Consider the following 15261-nt stretch of genomic DNA (forward strand, 5'->3'; position numbering starts at 1 on the left):
GTACTTCAGCGTCAGGGGCCCAATGCTGCCGGCACCGTACAGCTCGGTGGTGTTGGCGCCCTTGGCACCCGGGTAGATGTAGGTCAGCGCGCCCACGTCCCAGTTCACGCCGCCGGCGGCGAACTTGTAGCCGCCGTACAGGTCGCTCTCGATGCTGTTGCCCGACAGCCAGTTGACGCTGGAGTTCCAGTTGCCCACGTACCAGCCGCTCTCGCCGAAGGCGTAGTCGAAGCCGCCCTGGATCGCCGGCTTGAAGGCACGCGTGCGGCCCGTGTCCTGGTCCTGCCCGCGGAACTTGTAGTTGCTCGTGAGTGCCACATTGGCCGTCAGCTGTGCGCTGGCGAACATCGGCAGGGTGGCAAGGGCGAGACACAGGGTGCTGCGAAGGGTGCGTTTTTGCATGGGGATTCCGTTGGGGCCATCGGCCGTTGTCGTTCATGTCTGCCGAATCGGCAGCCGGACGACACTGTCGAGCAACGGGCATCAAGAGGGTGCAAAGCTTTGGCCGCCTCGCGCAAAGACGGCATAAAAAGCGGTCCTCTTTGACGGTGAACGCGCGAGTGGCGCATCGGACGGTGACAAGTGGTTGGGCCGCTCGGGCGATGCAGCAGAAGGACACGTCAAGAAGGGGCAACCGGTCGCACGCATTGGCCTCGTGTCGCGTTGTAGCCGTTGCGCAGTTCCAAACAGCGTTCATAGGGGTAAGCGCCGCCGCGTTTGATGGCGACAAGACGCTCTGCTATGTCTTCTGCGGACCGCGTCCCGTAGTAGTAGTCGAAGATCTCGCCGTCCACGACGATCGCCGTCTGCGCCGAGCCGCGATTAAGGCCGCTCGCGGCGTCCAGCTTGGATTTGTACGGTTTCACGTGGTCGGGCAGAAAGGTCTCGGCCGGCACCGTGGACATCACGGTTTTATAGACGTGGGTGAAGTCGACGTTGCGAAAGGCTTCCATGTTCTTCAGCTTGGGCAGCTCGACTCCGCGCCAGGCGACGCAGGGCGGACAGTCGTTCCCTCCAAAATAGATCATTTCCACTCGGGTGGGCGCAACGCGCGCCGACGATCCGGCAGGCGCCGAGACCGCCGAAGTCATCTGATTTTTCGGCTCCGTCTGCGCGGGATTGTTCGGGGGTACCGCCATTCCGGTCGCCGCAAGCGGCGCAGCGCCCGTCTTTGCCGGGCTCAAGGAATCAGGGGTCTTTCTGGTCAATTCGAAAGGTCGCTTGTTCAACATTCCGATGAGGCCATCGACGCCGTTTCGACGCAGATGCATGACCGTGTCAGGGCAGCCTGCAAGTGCCTTGGATCGTTGAATCTCGAAGGACAGGCTGTCGGGGCCGTCGTCTCGCAAAGCGATCGGAGCGGCCATCCCGACGCAAGGGTTGGTGCGCGACTCTGCGTCCATCTTCCATTCGCCAGTCTGACCCCGCACGACGACCGTCCCGGTGCGCGGCGCGCCATTGACGCCGAAGAACGTGCCGTCCCAGGTGCCCTCGTACCGCCCTGTCTGGGCCCAGACAGGAAGTGAAACGGCAGTGACCACAAGAACCAAGCATCCGCGACGGTACAGATGGTGTCGGTGGTGCGCGGTAGCGGGACGTTCAACACGGACTGTTTCGGACCCCTCTGGGATGTGCATCGCGGCATCTCCTTGCAGAACCGAATGGCGACTGTCCGGGCCTCTGCCCGCAGCAGTGGTTGATGTGAAGAATGTGCAAACTCAGCCTACCCCCGTACGGCGCGATGTCAATCTGCCGAACGGCTTGGCAGCCACTTGGGGTGTTTGTGTCGTCGCCGGCCCCACCAAGCGCTCCTGCGGGACAATCCCCCCATGAAAATCGAAAAAGACACCGTCGTCACCCTCCGCTACAAGGTCACCGACCTGCAGGGCAAGCTCATCGAGGAAGCCAAGGAGCCCATGGGCTACCTGCATGGCGGCTATGACAACACGCTGCCCAAGATCGAAGAGGCGCTGGACGGCCAGGAAGCCGGCTACGGCGTCACGCTGCAGCTCAAGCCCGAAGACGCCTTCGGCGTGCGCGACCCGGCACTGGAGCGCACCATCGACAAGAGCGACTTCCCGCCGGGCGTGAAGGTCGGCGGCCAGCTCGAAGGCCGCAACGACAACGGCGAGCCGCAGATCTACTACGTGAAGAAGATCAAGGGCAGCCAGGTGCTGCTCGACGGCAACCACCCGCTGGCCGGCCAGGAGTTGCGCTTCGTGTTGAAGGTGCTCGAGGTGCGTGCTGCCGCGCCGGAAGAGCTGGAACACCGCCATGTGCACGGCGCAGGCGGCCACCATCATTGATCCACGAACCGACGGCCCACCCATGAACTCCCCCTTGAGCGCCCGCGAACAAGACCAGAAGAAGATGGCGCTGTGCGAGCCGTGCAGCGGCATCCAGCGCAACTGGCGCCGAGCCCCCGGCCACGCCGAGCTGGTGCAGGGCAACAACCGCAAGGAAGAGCGCGAGGACGGTCGTTCGGTGACCGTCACCAGCTACCGCTGCGACCGCTGCGGCACCCGCTGGGAATACGAGAACGACAAGGCCAACCTGCATGCGGGATGGTCGGTGACGGGGCGGTAACCTTTTGGACGACGCGCTTCGCATCCGCAGCTACCAGCCGGGCGACGGACCCGCGCTGCGCCGCGTCTTCGAGTCCTCCGTCCACACCCTCGCGGCGCGCGACTATCGCCCCGAGCAGCTCGCCGCCTGGGCGCCGCGCGAGCACGACGCCGCACGGTGGGCCGAGCGCATGCAGCGCATCCGGCCCTTCGTCGCCGAATCGGGCGGCGCGGTCGCCGGCTTTGCCGACGTGCAGCCGTCCGGCCACATCGACATGTTCTTCGTCTCGGGCGATCACGCGGGCCGCGGCGTCGCCACGGCCCTGATGGCGCATCTGCATGCGGCGGCGCAGGCGCAGGGCATCGCCGCGCTGCATGCCAACGTGAGCCTGCGCGCAGAGCGCTTCTTCGTCGCCTCGGGCTTCGCGATCGAGTTGCGGCAGGAGGTCGAGCGCGCCGGCGTCATCCTGCGCAATGCACGCATGCGCAAGGTGCTGACGGCCGCCGCCTGAGCCCACCGGCACCGCTGCGCCCACCGCAGCGAACTGAGGGGAAAAGCCCCCTCTGTTCCCCCCATGGGAGACGGCCCCCTCGGCCTAGCATCCGACTTCCTTCATCCCGCCACGCGGTACGCCGACCTTTGGGCGCATCCGTCTGTACATGCCATGTCCGGAACTGTCGTTTTCAAGGGCGTGACGTTCTCTCCCGACGTTGCGCCGCTCGTCCCGCGCATGGCGCTGGTGAATGACCATCGCGAGTCGCTGCAGCGGCTGGAAGACACCTGGGACCAGCTCGGCCTGCTGGCGCAGATGACCGGCAGCGGCACGTCCATCGCCGCCACGGGCGCCAAGTTCCACGCTCTGACCGGCGTGCTGCTCGACGCCCTGGCCCAACGCCTGCGCCAGGACGCCCTTCGCTCGGCGCGCGCCAAGGCACAGACCCTGGTCGACCTGCTGGTGCGCAACCTGTTCGAGCGCACTGCCGACGTGGGCTTTCTCGCACTGGACAGTGCCCTCGTCAGCGCCGCCGCGGCGACCGAGATCGACGCGGCGCAGGCCGGCGCCCTGCAGAACCATCTGAATTCGTACCAGGCGAAATACAGCGTGTACGACGACATCCTGCTGCTCGCGACCGACGGCAGCGCCCGCGTGCGCCTGCGGCAGGACACCGCCACGCAGGCAGACGCCGGGCTGGCGCAGACTGCGCTGCGCAGCGACGCACCCTACCTCGAGCGCTTCGGCCCGTCGCCGCTGCTCGGCGGACAGGACGGCCTGTTCTTCTGCGCCCCGGTGCGCACCCCCGGCGGTCACGCCGCGGCGGTGCTGTGCCTGAGCTTCGCGCTGCAGAACGAAATGGCGTCGATCTTCGCGGCGCTGACCGCGGGCGACGAGGCCTCGGTGCTGCTGCTGCTCGACGCGCAGCGCACCGTGGTCGCCAGTTCCGACGTGCACCAGGTCGAGCTCGGCGTGGTGCTTCCGACGGCACGCCCGGGCGGCGCCACCCTGCGCTTCGCCGGGCGCGAGTACCTCACGGTGCAGGCGACCTCGAACGGCTACCAGGGCTACGTCGGCCTGGGCTGGGTCGGCTGCGTGCTGGTGCCGCTCGATGTCGCGTTCGACGGCAGCACAGCACCGACGTCGACGCCGAAGAAGGACATCGGCGCCCGGCTTTCCGCCGGCAACAACCTGTTCGGCGAAGCGCTGCGCACGATCCCGATCCAGGCCAAGGGCATCCAGCAGGGCCTCGAACGGCTGGTGTGGAACGGCCAGCTGCGCCTGCGCAAGGCGGACGGCGGCGATGTGTCCGGTACCGGTTTCGCGAACGTGCTGCTCGAGCGCGTCACCGCCACGGGGCGCCGCATCAGCCAGGTCTTCGAAGAGGCGATCGCGCAGCTGCAGCAGTCGGCCGAAGCCTCGGTGGTCGACCAGGTGCGGGCCGCCGCGGCGCTGGGCAGCGACATCCTGGACCGCAGCTTCTACGAGCGCGCGAACGACTGCCGCTGGTGGGCCCTCGACGAGACCCTGCGTGCCGCCGCGCGCGACCGCACGCCCGCCGCGTGCGCCCAGGCCTCGAAGGTGCTCGCGCACATCAACGGCCTGTACACGGTGTACGCACAGCTCCTGCTGCTCGACGAGCACGGCAAGGTGCTCGCCAGCTCGTGCACGCCGCAAGAGGGCACCGTGGCAACGCCCTGGATGTCGGCGGCCGCCCTGCTGCGCGACGAAAGCGCCTACGTGCGCGCGGCCTTCGGCCCGTCGCCCTTCTACGACGGCCGCGGCACCAGCATCTTCGCGGCGCATGCCCACACCGGCACGGGCCGGGGCGGCACCGTGGCAACCGTCTTCGACAGTGCGGTGCAGATGCAAGCCATGCTCCACGACGTGTTGCCGCGCGACGCGGCGGGCGCCCCGCTGCCCGGCGCCCTGGCGCTCTTTCTCACCCGCAACGGCACGGTGGTGGCCAGCACCGACGCGCGCTGGCAGGCCGGCGACGAAGCGCCGCTGCGCCAGCGCTGCGAATCGCTGGCCCGGGGCGCGTCGAACGGCGCACTCGTCGAGCTCGGCGGCGTGCTCCATGCGGCCGGCATCGCCATGACGGGTGGCTACCGCGAGTACGACAGCACCGGCAGCTGCGGCCCCGACGACATGGCCTGCCTGGTGCTGTCGGCCCTGGGCGAGGTGACCGCTGGCGACACCGACGCCTTGCCCGCGCGCTTCGCGCCGGCGCTGGACGCGCACGCGCCCCCGAAGGACGAACGCACCGGCTTTGCGAGCGTGCGGCTCGGGCCCCAGTGGCTCGGCCTCGCGACGGCCCAGGTGGTCGAAGCCATCGAGGCGCCCGCCTCGGCCTCTGGCGAAGGGCGCGGCGGCATCGTCATCCACGACGACCGGGCGCTGGCGGTGATCGACCTGCATCGCCTCGGCCGCGACGCCGGTGGCGCGTCCGACCGCCGGAACGCCCTGCTCGTCGTCTGCGAAGACGCGAACCAGCGCCGGGTCGCACTGCGTGTGGACGAACTCGGCCCGGTCTTCGACGTGCCGCGCTCGGCCCTGCGGCCGCTGCCGCCGGGCCTGGAGGCGCGTGACCCGCTGGCGACCGCGCTGGTGGACGGCGGCGACGGGCCGATGCTGACGGTCATCGACATCGATGCGCTGCACGCCATCGGACGAGCCGCGGCGCGGACGTAGCGGCGCAGGCACGCGGCTTGCACAATCGCCCGCATGACCCGCCCCACCGCCATCCCCACCGTCCAGATCGACAACGACCGCGTCACCGTCACCGAATGGCGCTTTCCGCCCGGCGCCGAAACCGGCTACCACCGCCACGGCATGGACTACATCGTGGTGCCGATGACCACCGGCACGCTGCTGCTGGAAACGCCGAACGGCGAGGTGCGCAGCCCCCTGACCGCCGGTGTCTCGTACACGCGGCTCACGGGCGTCGAGCACAACGTGATCAACGCCAACGACCACGAGTTCGTCTTCGTCGAAATAGAGCTCAAGTAAGGCCTCAGGCCACCTTCACTTCGACCCGTCGCGGCTGCGCGTGCTGCGCCTTCGGGATGCGCAGGCGCAGCACGCCCTGCGCGAACTCGGCCGAGACCTGCTCGGTGTCGAGCTCCTTGCTCAGCGTGAAGACGCGGCGAAAGCGCGCCAGCCCGACCTCGGTGTGGCTCGACTGCAGACCCTCGGGCGACGGCAGCGCCGACTCGGCCTCGATGGTCAGCGTGTCGGCCTCGACGTTCAGCTGCAGCTTGTCGCGCGATACGCCCGGCAGGTCGGCGTAGAGCGTGATGCCGCCGCTGTCTTCGATCACGTCGACCGGTGGCGTCAGCGCGGCGTCGCTGTAGCGCGAACGCGGTTGCGCTTGCTGTGCGGCCGGCGTGTTCGACGCGCCGCGGGTGGTGGCAGGTGTCTGATGGATGTTCACGATGCGCTCCTTTCTTGCGGTGTCGACGATGGAAATCACTGGACGGCGATGCGCCGCGGCTGGGCCGATGCGCGCCGCTGGATGCTGATGTGCAGCACGCCGTCGCGGTACCTGGCGTCGACCGCGTCCGGGTCGGCGTCGTCGGGCAGCGTGAGCACGCGGCGGAAGCTGCCTTCGAAGCGCTCGTTGATGTGCACGGCGGCCTTGTCTTCGGGCTTGGGCAGGTCGGCTTGGCGCTCGCCGGCGATGGTGAGCAGGCCGCGTTCGAGGTTCACCTCCAGCTTGCCCGGATCGACGCCGGGCGCGAAGGCGAAGACCTCGATGGACTGCGGCGTGCCGCCGACGTTGATGGCCGGGAAGCCGTTGCGGCCGATGCCGCGGATGGTGGGCGACAGATCGAAGGCCTGCTGCATGTCGCGCTGCAGGCGATCGAGTTCGGCGAACATGTCGCGCGGAAAAAACGATCGAACCATGGCGATAACCTCCATTCATGCGTTGAAACGAAGGAGGCGCCGGAGGCGTGTCCAGCGCGTCCGAGGGCGTACATAGGGCACGCCCGGACGACTTCAAGAGCGGAGATTTCGCTTTTTTTCGGGCGACCGGCGACCGGTATCGACATCACCCCATTGCTTGACCCGTCCCCTGGGGACGCCCCTATAAAGAGGGAATTCATTCCGTAACGAGGTCGACCGATGGACTCAAGTACGCGACATCTGCATCCTTCCGCAGCCGCACGGCAACTCGGCGTGTCGGTCAAGGCGCTGCGCGTGTACGAGCAGAAGGGCCTGGTCGTGCCGGCCAGGTCGCCTGCCGGATGGCGGATGTACGGCACCGAGGACCTGCAGCGCGCGGCGCAGGTCGTGGCACTCCGCGCGCTCGGCCTCACCCTCGCACAGGTCGCGCGTGCGCTGAAGGGCCATGCGCCGAGCCGCGAACCGGTGCTGGCCCAGCACCAGGCCGCGCTCGAGGCACGCATGCGCGAGATCGCCGGACTGGTGGGTCAGGTGCAGACCCTGCGGAATTCCTGCTCGAACGCCGAAGGTCTCGCGCAGAGCCGTCCGCGCTCTGCGCATGGCGTCGCGTTCGAACTCCCATGGCCCTGGAAGGGCGAAGTCTTTGAATTGCAAGACATCCGGGCCATCAACTACATCGTCGGCCCGCTGTTCAGCGGCAAGACCCGGTTGGCGCAGCGCCTGGCCGAGCGCCTGCCGAACGCCGTCTTCATCGGACTGGACCGCGCGGCAGCCGGCGCGGCCGCAGCCAAGGCACGGCTGCAAGCCGATGCAGCGTTGAGCATCCGGGTCGCCACGCGCCTGGCCTCGCTCGTCGAACGTGGCGCGAACGCCTCGGACGCCTTGCTGGCCCTCGTCGTCGAACTGGACACGGAGGGCCCCGATGCGCTCGTGGTCGACATGATCGAGCAGGGGCTCGACCAGGCCACGCAGGAAGCCCTCGCTGTGCACCTGCGACGACAAGGCTCTGCCACACGGCCGTTGTTTTGCCTCACTCGCTCCTCTTCCCTGCTGGATCTGCGAGCGGTCGGACCCGACGAGACGGTGATCTTCTGTCCCCCGAACCACAGCCCGCCCTTTCTCGTCGCGCCGCATGCGGGCGCGCCGGGCTATGAAGCGGTGGCGATGTGCCTGGGCACGCCGTCGGCGCGCGCGCGAACCGAAGGCGTGGTGGTCTGCTGGCCCCAGGCGGCTTGAACCCGCACGCGTGGGCGACGCGGTTCAGGCGCCGAAGGCAACCGGCATCGGCGGCGTTCCACGCGCCTCGATCGCTTCGCCGGCGGCCAGCAACAGGTCTTCACGGAAGCGCCCCGCCACCAGCTGCACGCCGACCGGGCTGGTGCCGACCATGCCGGTGGAGACGACCAGCGACGGCAGCCCGGTGAGCGGCAGGCCGATCATCGGGGCCTGCGCGGCCCACACGCGTGCGTAGGCATCGGCACCCTGCAGGTCGAGGTCAGAGGCGAAGGGCAGCTCGGCGCTCGCCGGCATCAGCAGCACCGGGTAGCGCGTGGTGAATTCCTGCCACGCACGCGCCAGGGTGGCGCGGCGGATCAGCGCCTTCGACAGGTCCACCGCGCCCGCCGCACCGACGAGGCCGACCTGGCCCGCGAGCGCCGCGATGGCACCGGCATCGCCCTCCTGCTGCGCTGCGGCCACCATCGCGTCGTAGCCGTCGCCCATCCACAGCACGATCTGCGTGGTGCAGGCGTCCTGCAGCGGCGGCACGTCGTCGAGTTCTTCCACCTGCCAGCCGGCGTCGCGCAGGCGCTCGGCCGCATCGACCAGCGCGGCGGCCACCGCCGGCGACGTGTCGAGCCCGTCGGGCCGCACGCACAGGCCGACGACGCGCGGCACATCGGGGCCTTCGAGCGGTGCCGGCACCCACCACGGGTCGCGGTCGTCGGCGCCGGCCATGGCGGCCAGGCCCAGGCGGATGTCGCCGATGGTGCGCGCGATCGGCCCCGACACGGCGGTGATCTGCCCGCCGATGTTGCGTTCCGGCCCCGACGCATTGAAGGCGGCCACGCGGCCCAGCGACGGGCGCAGGCCGTGCACCCCGCAGGCGTAGGCCGGGTAGCGGATCGAGCCGGCGATGTCGGTGCCGTGCGCCAGGTGGCCGATGCCGGCCGCGATGGCGGAGGCCGCGCCACCGGACGAGCCACCCGGCGTGAGCGACGCATCGCGCGGATTGACCGTGCGGCCGTGCAGCCGGTTGTCGGTGAACCAGCGGTAGCTGAAGGCCGGCGTGTTGGTGCGGCCGACGATCACCGCGCCCGCCTTCAGGAAGTTGTCGACCACCGGGCTGTTGGTGGCGGCGATCCGGTCCTTCTGCAGCGTCACGCCGTTGGTGGTCGCGAAGCCAGCCTGGTCGATGTTCACCTTGACGGTGATCGGCACGCCGGCGAGCGGGCCGCAGTCTTCGCCGCGGGCCAGTGCGGCGTCGATGGCGTCGGCGCGCTGCAACACCTCGTCGGGGCGCCAGTCGACCACCGCGTTGAGCCGCGGGTTGACGGCGTCGAGCCGCGCCAAAGCGGCCTGCGCGGCTTCGACGGCAGAGAACTGGCGTTGCGCGATGTGCTGCGCAACGTCGGATGCAGAGAGGCGCCAGATGTCGGTCATGGTCGGGGTGTTTACAGCGTGGCTAGGACGCTGTCCAGTTGGCGCTTGCGCGAGGGGTTAGGTGGCACGCCCGCGGCGCTGTGCTGGAAGCATCAGCGCACGTATAGACCACCTGCTGCATGACGTACTGGAACTCGCGCCTGAAGAGCGCTCAGCCGTCGCCGCTGCTCTTGTGGACAGCCTCGAAGGAACGCACGCCAACGCTGTTTGCGGAGCTTGAAGACGCGTACCGCTCTGGCGAGGTGGGTGCCAGTTCACGGGCTGACTCTCGCGCTCGCATGAGCGCCCTGTGAGCAGATTCACAGTAGCAATTCTTCCTGATGCCGAACGTTTGACATGAGAGGCGGCGCAGGGCGTAGCCCTTGTGACGTCCTCTCGATGAAAGGGTTAGAGATCACACTCCCAAGGCATGGTCTCATCGGTACCGCTTGCTCCGCAGTAGGGCCAAGGTTGAACTCCTCGATCCCCATTGAAAGCGGAGCCTAGTCTTTGATTGAAGACGTCCCAACTAGTCTGTTCTTTCGGTTTGGCAAAGAGTCTTCCAAATAATCCCGGCGATGCTTCCTGTGGCACTTGTTCGTTGAACATTCTTAGAATTTTCTCAAGCAAAGACTTCCACTCTTCTCCACTTCCAACCATGCTGCCGATATCGCTGGTGTCAAGTTGGACATAGTCAAAGTCGGCTCCTTCCAAAACAGCTTTGAACTGCGAGACCCAAAGAGATTTGAGATTCTTAAAGTTTGACAGCAGCCATGGCTCTCGGGATGTGAGCATGACAACTGCCTCGTCTCTTGCTTTTACGAGATAGGGATTGACGTCCTCTCCACCATCAACAGGGATAGCCACGATGTCTTTTGGATCAAAAAGTGCCAGCCAAAGCAGAGGCACGTGATATTTCGATAGGAGGTATGGCGAGTCGTCGCTCAGTTCTCCACGCTTCGGAGGTGCCTTTTTATCTGCGAAATAGAGCTCAGAATAGTTGCCCATTTTTATCCCTGATGTTCGAGCAAACTGGCCCGCGGAGGCAAGCGCGGTAAGCCTTTGGGCCGATTCATGCCTACTCCGCTTTCATTAAAAACCGATCGTTGTATGGAAACTGATCGGCGTCGTCTTTAGTGGTGACGACAAAGCAGCGATTTACGACCAACTCGATTCTCTCCTCAGGGCTTAGCCCCTCTTCATTTCTCACTTCACCTCGGACCTTGGAGAGATCGGTCTTGCCATCCACATTGAAGTGAAACGTGTCGCCCAAGTGGTAGTCACGCCGAAAGAATGTTCGCCATGAAGAGTTGCTTCCCCAGCCGTGGGCGAGATCTTGGTGCGGTCGAGTCTTTCTGCGATAGGCCCAATAGAGAGTGGATACGTCCGCAACCCCGGGAGCCAAGACGTTGGAGCCTGCGGACACGGTTACACCCGCTCGCACAAAGAGAAGAGGGCCGAGCATTAGGCAAGGCCAGTGGTAACTTGACAGTTGAACCGATTGATGGGCATCGGTAGAGCGAGACAACCCGACAATCTCGTGATGAAAAGGCGAATACTCGCCGGGGTTTAGTACATCTAGGCCTACGCATTGTGAGAAGTGTATGAACTCGTCTTCCGAGATCACCGGGCCGGGCCAATCGCTTCCGTCGGCACGGCCGATCTGGAATCGAAGCGTAAGAAGCTCCAACGCTCGACCTGCGGCATAGAGCTGCCAGAGCTCTTCTTCAGACGCTGTAGGAATAGGCTTCCCGGTTCGTTCTCGAATGGACCTAAGCCATTCAACTTCGGCAAGATGCTTCTCCAGCCAGGGGCTCAACACGTCGGTGAAAGTTGCTTGACCGCTGTATTCGAGCAGTTCGTCATGAAGAGATCGAAACGACATTTTGGTGCACTCTCGCCTAAACGGCCTAACGTAATGTATCCGGCAAAATCCGAGAAATAACTTGGGCTGTGCGGGAGACTCTGGACACTGATTCTCTTGGAGAAGTAGCTCGCAATCTGGGTTTTCGACCGCATCACGGTGAGAATACCTACGTATAAAAATCCATGAGTCCCCTGCATGCTTACGGGTGTAAAACTATAGTCGTTACGCCGTCGAAACAGCACCCCCAAAGGTCAGGCTTTTGCCCCAAGGTACCCAAGGCCGAGGGCGGTGGGTGACTCGTGTAGCGAAGTAGAGGAGGAGCCGCAGGCGGGGGACATGAGCGGAAGGAGTCACCCGCCGCCCTCGGTCCGCCCACAGACCTACAGAGCACTCCGGCCACTCAGACCAAAGACAGCACTGCGTCCAGCGTATCGACCAGCAGGTCGGCGTTGGCTTCGGAGAAGACCAGCGGCGGGCGAATCTTCAGGATGTTGCCCTGCTCGCCCGTCGCGCTGAAGAGCACGCCGCGCTCGCGCATCGCATTGACGATGCGCGCCGTCTCGGCGTTGGCGGGGGTGCGCGCCTGGCGGTCGGTCACCATCTCGACGCCGACGAAGAAGCCGGCACCGCGCACGTCGCCGATCAGCGCATGGCGGTCCGCGAGCTGCGTGAGCCGCTCGCGCAGGTACGCGCCGACGCGCTGCGCATTCGCGACCAGGCCTTCGCGCTCGACCACGTCGAGCACTGCCATGCCGGCGGCCATCGACACCGGGTTGCCGCCGAAGGTGTTGAAGTAGCGGCACTCGCGGCCGAAGGCGGCCAGCACCTCGGGCCGGATCGCGATGCCGGCGAGCGGGTGGCCGGCCCCGAGCGGCTTGCCCATGGTGACGATGTCGGGCACCACGCCGTGGCGCTGGAAGCCCCACATCGCATCGCCCGTGCGGCCGAGCCCGGCCTGCACCTCGTCGGCGATGAAGACGCCGCCGGCCTCGCGCACCGCCTCGACCGCTTCCTGCAGGAAGCCGGGCGGGTCGGTGAAGATGCCGTCGCTGGAGAAGGAGGTATCGACCAGCAGCGCGGCGGGGCGCATGCCGTGCGCCTCCAGGTCGGCGATGGCTTCGCGCACGCCGGCGGCGAAGGCGCGCCCCATGTCCGACGGCGCGATGCGGTAGCTGTCGGGTGCGGGCACCGTGCGCACGGTCTTGCCGAGCTGCACGAACTTGCCGAGCGACGGCGAGGCTTCCGCGATCGATGCGGTCACGCCGTGGTACGCGAAGCGCGTGACGATCAGGCCTTCGGCCTTGGTGTGGGCGCGGGCGATGCGCATCGCCAGGTCGTTCGCCTCGCTGCCGGTGCAGGTGAACATCGCATGCGCGAGTTCGTCGGGCATCGTGGCGAGCAACCGCTCGGCGTAGTCGAGCACGCCTTCGTGCAGGTAGCGCGTGTGCGTGTTGAGAATGCCCGCCTGCCGCGCGATGGCCTCGACCACGTGCGGGTGGCAGTGGCCGATCGACGCCACGTTGTTGTACGCGTCGAGGTAGCGCTTGCCGTCGGCGTCGTGCAGCCACACGCCGTCGCCACGCACCGGGTGCAGCGGCGTCTCGTAGAACAGGCGGTAGGCCGGGCCGAGCACGCGCGCGCGGCGTTCCATCAAGGCCTGTGTGTCGGCGGGGATCGAGGACATGGGATGCTTTCGTTCAGAGTCCGCAGGCGCGGCGGAAGGCTGCGGTGGCCGCGGCGTGGCCGACGCGCTCGCAGGCCTGCAGCCGCGCCCACGACAGCGGGTTGTTGCGCAGCAGGTAGGCCGCGTTCTCCGGGTAGCGCGCGGCACGCCAGCCGCTGATGGCGACCACCATCACCAACCGTGCCGTGATCAGCGCGAACAGCAGGTCGAGCTCGGTCGCCGACAGCGGCCGCACCGCGTGGTACGCGGCGACGAAGGGCACGATGTTCGCGAGCGGATCGTCGTCGGTGCCGATCTGGTAGGCCGCGGCCACGGCCAGGTCGTCGATGCAGGGCGCGCGCACCATGTCGCCGAAGTCGAGGATGGCGGCGATGCGGTCGGTGTCGTGCGGGTCGACCAGCACGTTGTAGATGTTGAAGTCGTTGTGGATGGGCTGCGCGGGCAGCGTACGCAGCACCGGCTGGGCCGTGTGCTCGAAGCGGTCGAGCGCCGCGGTGGCGAGCGCGCGGCGATCGACATCGGCGATGTGCGCGAGCAAGCCGCGCACGCTCTGGGCGCGCTGCAGGTCCCACGGCAATGGCAGGTCGCCGGCCGGGTGGTCGAAGCCGGCCAGCGCCACGTCGAGCCGCGCCAGCATGCGCGCCAGGTTCTGCTGCTGCAGCGGCGTGCGCGGGGCCTCGGGCAGCGGCAGGCCGGGCAGGTAGGTGAAGACGCGGGCCACGCGCAGCAACCCGTCACCCGGGTCGACCACGATGGACGGCACGCCATCGATCGTCGGCACGATGCGCTGCACCGGCAGCGCGGCGTCGGCCTTCGCGAGATGCAGCAGGGCTTGCGTCTGGAAGTCGGCGACCAGCGCGGTCTCGGCCGGGTGCGAGATCTTCAGCACGAAGCACGCACCGTCGGATGCGCGCTCCAGCCGGTAGTTGCGGTCGCGCTCGCCAGTCAGCGGCTTCATCTCACCAGCGATGCCCCAGCGCTCCTGCGCGAGTTCGCGCACCCAGGCGTCATCGAGCTCGGGTGAGCCTTCGCTCAGCACCTGCGCATCGTCGAAATCCGTCATGTCGGTCATGCAGCGCTCGCGAAGCCGCGCAGCGCACTCGCAATGTTCGGACCCAGGTCGTCCGACAGGTAACCGCCCTCCTGCACCAGCACGGTCGGCAGGCCCAGGCGTGCGATCTCGGCCAGCAGCACGGTAAAGCCGGGCGTGGTGATCTTCATGCCCTTGTACGGGTCCTTCTCGTGCGCATCGAGCCCGAGGGCCACCACCACCGCGCCGGGCGCGAAGGCGCGGATGCTGTCGCAGGCGTCGCGCAGCGCGGGCAGGTAGCCGTCGATGTCGGTGCCCAGCGCCAGCGGCTTGTTGATGTTGTAGCCCAGGCCTTCGCCTTCGCCGCGCTCGTGCGCATGGCCGGTGAAGAAGGGCGTGAAGTTGCGCGGGTCGCCGTGCAGCGAAATCGTCAGCACGTCGCTGCGCCGGTAGAAGATGCCCTGCGTGCCGTTGCCGTGGTGCACGTCGATGTCGAGGATCGCCACGCGGTCGTGGACACGGCGCATGTACTGCGCGGCGATCGCCACGTTGTTGAGGTAGCAGAAGCCATTGGCGCGGTCGACGTAGGCATGGTGGCCCGGCGGTCGGCACAGCGCGTAGGCGGCACGCTCGCCGTCGAGCACCAGCTGCGCCGCATGCGTCGCCATGTGGGCCGACGCAATGGCCGCGGCCCACGTGTGCGCGCCGATCGAACACGCGTTGTCGCCCATGTGGAAGCCGGCCTGGCCGACCACGCTCTCGGGGTAGGTGCAGGGCTGGCCGGGGAAGGGATGGATGTTGGGCATGACCTCGTCCGACGGGTCGTCCAGCAGTTGCCAGCGTGCATGGGCCGTCTCGAGGAAGCGCAGGTACTCGGGCGTGTGGATGGCGGCACGCGGCGCGGCGCCGAAGTCGGCGCCCGCCACGATCTCGTGGCCCTCGTTCTTCACCGCTTCGAGCAGGCGGAACGCGCGCTCGGGCTGCTCGTTACTGCGCTTCAACTTGCCGCGCACCATGAAGAGTTGCGGATCGTGGTCCTTGTGGGTGTCGGTGTAGACGACTTTCATGCCGAT

General features: G+C 67.2%; 16 protein-coding genes. 6 read left to right on the top strand and 10 right to left on the bottom strand.

The window, feature by feature from the left end:
- Together ACSFA2_RS17270 and ACSFA2_RS17275 are read right to left on the bottom strand one after the other, a co-directional pair.
- On the bottom strand, positions 1-402 hold a 402-nt coding region (locus ACSFA2_RS17270; protein WP_435456546.1), incomplete at its 3' end, for a TorF family putative porin.
- 218 nt (positions 403-620) lie between these two features.
- Positions 621-1541: a hypothetical protein gene (locus tag ACSFA2_RS17275; protein WP_435456547.1), complete on the bottom strand. Its 921-nt coding sequence runs from the start codon at positions 1539-1541 to the stop codon at positions 621-623.
- 288 nt (positions 1542-1829) lie between these two features.
- Between ACSFA2_RS17275 and ACSFA2_RS17280 the strand changes: the two genes are divergently transcribed.
- The 5 genes from ACSFA2_RS17280 to ACSFA2_RS17300 all read left to right on the top strand — a co-directional run bounded on the left by ACSFA2_RS17280 (position 1830) and on the right by ACSFA2_RS17300 (position 6070).
- Positions 1830-2306 carry an FKBP-type peptidyl-prolyl cis-trans isomerase gene (locus ACSFA2_RS17280; RefSeq protein WP_435456548.1) on the top strand — a complete coding sequence of 159 codons (477 nt, stop codon included), beginning with the start codon at positions 1830-1832 and terminating at the stop codon, positions 2304-2306.
- Positions 2307-2328: 22 nt separating this feature from the next.
- The gene (locus ACSFA2_RS17285) at positions 2329-2586 is read left to right on the top strand and encodes a hypothetical protein (RefSeq protein WP_435456549.1); all 258 of its coding nucleotides are present in this window, start codon (positions 2329-2331) and stop codon (positions 2584-2586) included.
- 4 nt (positions 2587-2590) lie between these two features.
- Positions 2591-3076, top strand: a complete 486-nt coding sequence (locus ACSFA2_RS17290; protein ID WP_435456550.1) for a GNAT family N-acetyltransferase — start codon at positions 2591-2593, stop codon at positions 3074-3076.
- A gap of 153 nt (positions 3077-3229) precedes the next feature.
- The gene (locus ACSFA2_RS17295) at positions 3230-5752 is read left to right on the top strand and encodes a chemotaxis protein CheW (protein WP_435456551.1); all 2523 of its coding nucleotides are present in this window, start codon (positions 3230-3232) and stop codon (positions 5750-5752) included.
- A 33-nt stretch (positions 5753-5785) separates the two neighbouring features.
- On the top strand, positions 5786-6070 hold the full coding sequence (locus ACSFA2_RS17300) for a cupin domain-containing protein (RefSeq protein WP_286647481.1): 285 nt from the start codon (positions 5786-5788) through the stop codon (positions 6068-6070).
- Between the two features lie 4 nt (positions 6071-6074).
- On the opposite strand, the gene ACSFA2_RS17305 is transcribed toward ACSFA2_RS17300, so the two are convergent.
- Both ACSFA2_RS17305 and ACSFA2_RS17310 read right to left on the bottom strand, forming a co-directional pair.
- On the bottom strand, positions 6075-6398 hold the full coding sequence (locus tag ACSFA2_RS17305; RefSeq protein ID WP_435456766.1) for an Hsp20/alpha crystallin family protein: 324 nt from the start codon (positions 6396-6398) through the stop codon (positions 6075-6077).
- A gap of 131 nt (positions 6399-6529) precedes the next feature.
- A complete protein-coding gene (locus ACSFA2_RS17310; protein ID WP_435456552.1) occupies positions 6530-6967 on the bottom strand; it encodes an Hsp20/alpha crystallin family protein in 438 nt (145 codons plus the stop codon).
- 219 nt (positions 6968-7186) lie between these two features.
- Here ACSFA2_RS17310 and ACSFA2_RS17315 point away from each other — a divergent pair, with 219 nt between their 5' ends.
- Positions 7187-8203 (top strand): MerR family transcriptional regulator, encoded by a 1017-nt coding sequence (locus tag ACSFA2_RS17315; RefSeq protein WP_435456553.1) that lies wholly within the window; start codon positions 7187-7189, stop codon positions 8201-8203.
- 24 nt (positions 8204-8227) lie between these two features.
- On the opposite strand, the gene ACSFA2_RS17320 is transcribed toward ACSFA2_RS17315, so the two are convergent.
- From ACSFA2_RS17320 to ACSFA2_RS17345, 6 genes are all read right to left on the bottom strand, one after another.
- A complete protein-coding gene (locus ACSFA2_RS17320) occupies positions 8228-9628 on the bottom strand; it encodes an amidase family protein (RefSeq protein WP_435456554.1) in 1401 nt (466 codons plus the stop codon).
- Positions 9629-10015: 387 nt separating this feature from the next.
- Positions 10016-10615, bottom strand: a complete 600-nt coding sequence (locus ACSFA2_RS17325; protein ID WP_435456555.1) for a hypothetical protein — start codon at positions 10613-10615, stop codon at positions 10016-10018.
- 70 nt (positions 10616-10685) lie between these two features.
- Positions 10686-11492, bottom strand: a complete 807-nt coding sequence (locus ACSFA2_RS17330) for a hypothetical protein (protein WP_435456556.1) — start codon at positions 11490-11492, stop codon at positions 10686-10688.
- 382 nt (positions 11493-11874) lie between these two features.
- Entirely contained in the window at positions 11875-13158 is a 1284-nt protein-coding gene (locus ACSFA2_RS17335; RefSeq protein WP_435456557.1) for an aspartate aminotransferase family protein, read from the bottom strand.
- Positions 13159-13171: 13 nt separating this feature from the next.
- Complete coding sequence (locus ACSFA2_RS17340; RefSeq protein ID WP_435456558.1) at positions 13172-14230, bottom strand: phosphotransferase; 1059 nt, start codon at positions 14228-14230, stop codon at positions 13172-13174.
- Positions 14227-15255: a histone deacetylase family protein gene (locus ACSFA2_RS17345; RefSeq protein ID WP_435456559.1), complete on the bottom strand. Its 1029-nt coding sequence runs from the start codon at positions 15253-15255 to the stop codon at positions 14227-14229. The genes ACSFA2_RS17340 and ACSFA2_RS17345 overlap by 4 nt, the downstream gene beginning before the upstream one ends.
- Positions 15256-15261: the final 6 nt, after the last annotated feature.

The organism is Variovorax cryoconiti (genome assembly GCF_051216395.1).
In the GTDB taxonomy this organism is placed as follows: domain Bacteria; phylum Pseudomonadota; class Gammaproteobacteria; order Burkholderiales; family Burkholderiaceae_C; genus Variovorax.

Bases quoted from the DNA above. Each gene is read 5' to 3' on its own strand.
- ACSFA2_RS17300 (WP_286647481.1), top strand. From the start codon at position 5,786: ATGACCCGCCCCACCGCCATCCCCACCGTCCAGATCGACAACGACCGC.
- ACSFA2_RS17340 (WP_435456558.1), bottom strand. From the start codon at position 14,230: ATGACCGACATGACGGATTTCGACGATGCGCAGGTGCTGAGCGAAGGC.
- ACSFA2_RS17280 (WP_435456548.1), top strand. From the start codon at position 1,830: ATGAAAATCGAAAAAGACACCGTCGTCACCCTCCGCTACAAGGTCACC.
- ACSFA2_RS17285 (WP_435456549.1), top strand. From the start codon at position 2,329: ATGAACTCCCCCTTGAGCGCCCGCGAACAAGACCAGAAGAAGATGGCG.
- ACSFA2_RS17295 (WP_435456551.1), top strand. From the start codon at position 3,230: ATGTCCGGAACTGTCGTTTTCAAGGGCGTGACGTTCTCTCCCGACGTT.
- ACSFA2_RS17335 (WP_435456557.1), bottom strand. From the start codon at position 13,158: ATGTCCTCGATCCCCGCCGACACACAGGCCTTGATGGAACGCCGCGCG.
- ACSFA2_RS17310 (WP_435456552.1), bottom strand. From the start codon at position 6,967: ATGGTTCGATCGTTTTTTCCGCGCGACATGTTCGCCGAACTCGATCGC.
- ACSFA2_RS17345 (WP_435456559.1), bottom strand. From the start codon at position 15,255: ATGAAAGTCGTCTACACCGACACCCACAAGGACCACGATCCGCAACTC.
- ACSFA2_RS17330 (WP_435456556.1), bottom strand. From the start codon at position 11,492: ATGTCGTTTCGATCTCTTCATGACGAACTGCTCGAATACAGCGGTCAA.
- ACSFA2_RS17315 (WP_435456553.1), top strand. From the start codon at position 7,187: ATGGACTCAAGTACGCGACATCTGCATCCTTCCGCAGCCGCACGGCAA.
- ACSFA2_RS17320 (WP_435456554.1), bottom strand. From the start codon at position 9,628: ATGACCGACATCTGGCGCCTCTCTGCATCCGACGTTGCGCAGCACATC.
- ACSFA2_RS17325 (WP_435456555.1), bottom strand. From the start codon at position 10,615: ATGGGCAACTATTCTGAGCTCTATTTCGCAGATAAAAAGGCACCTCCG.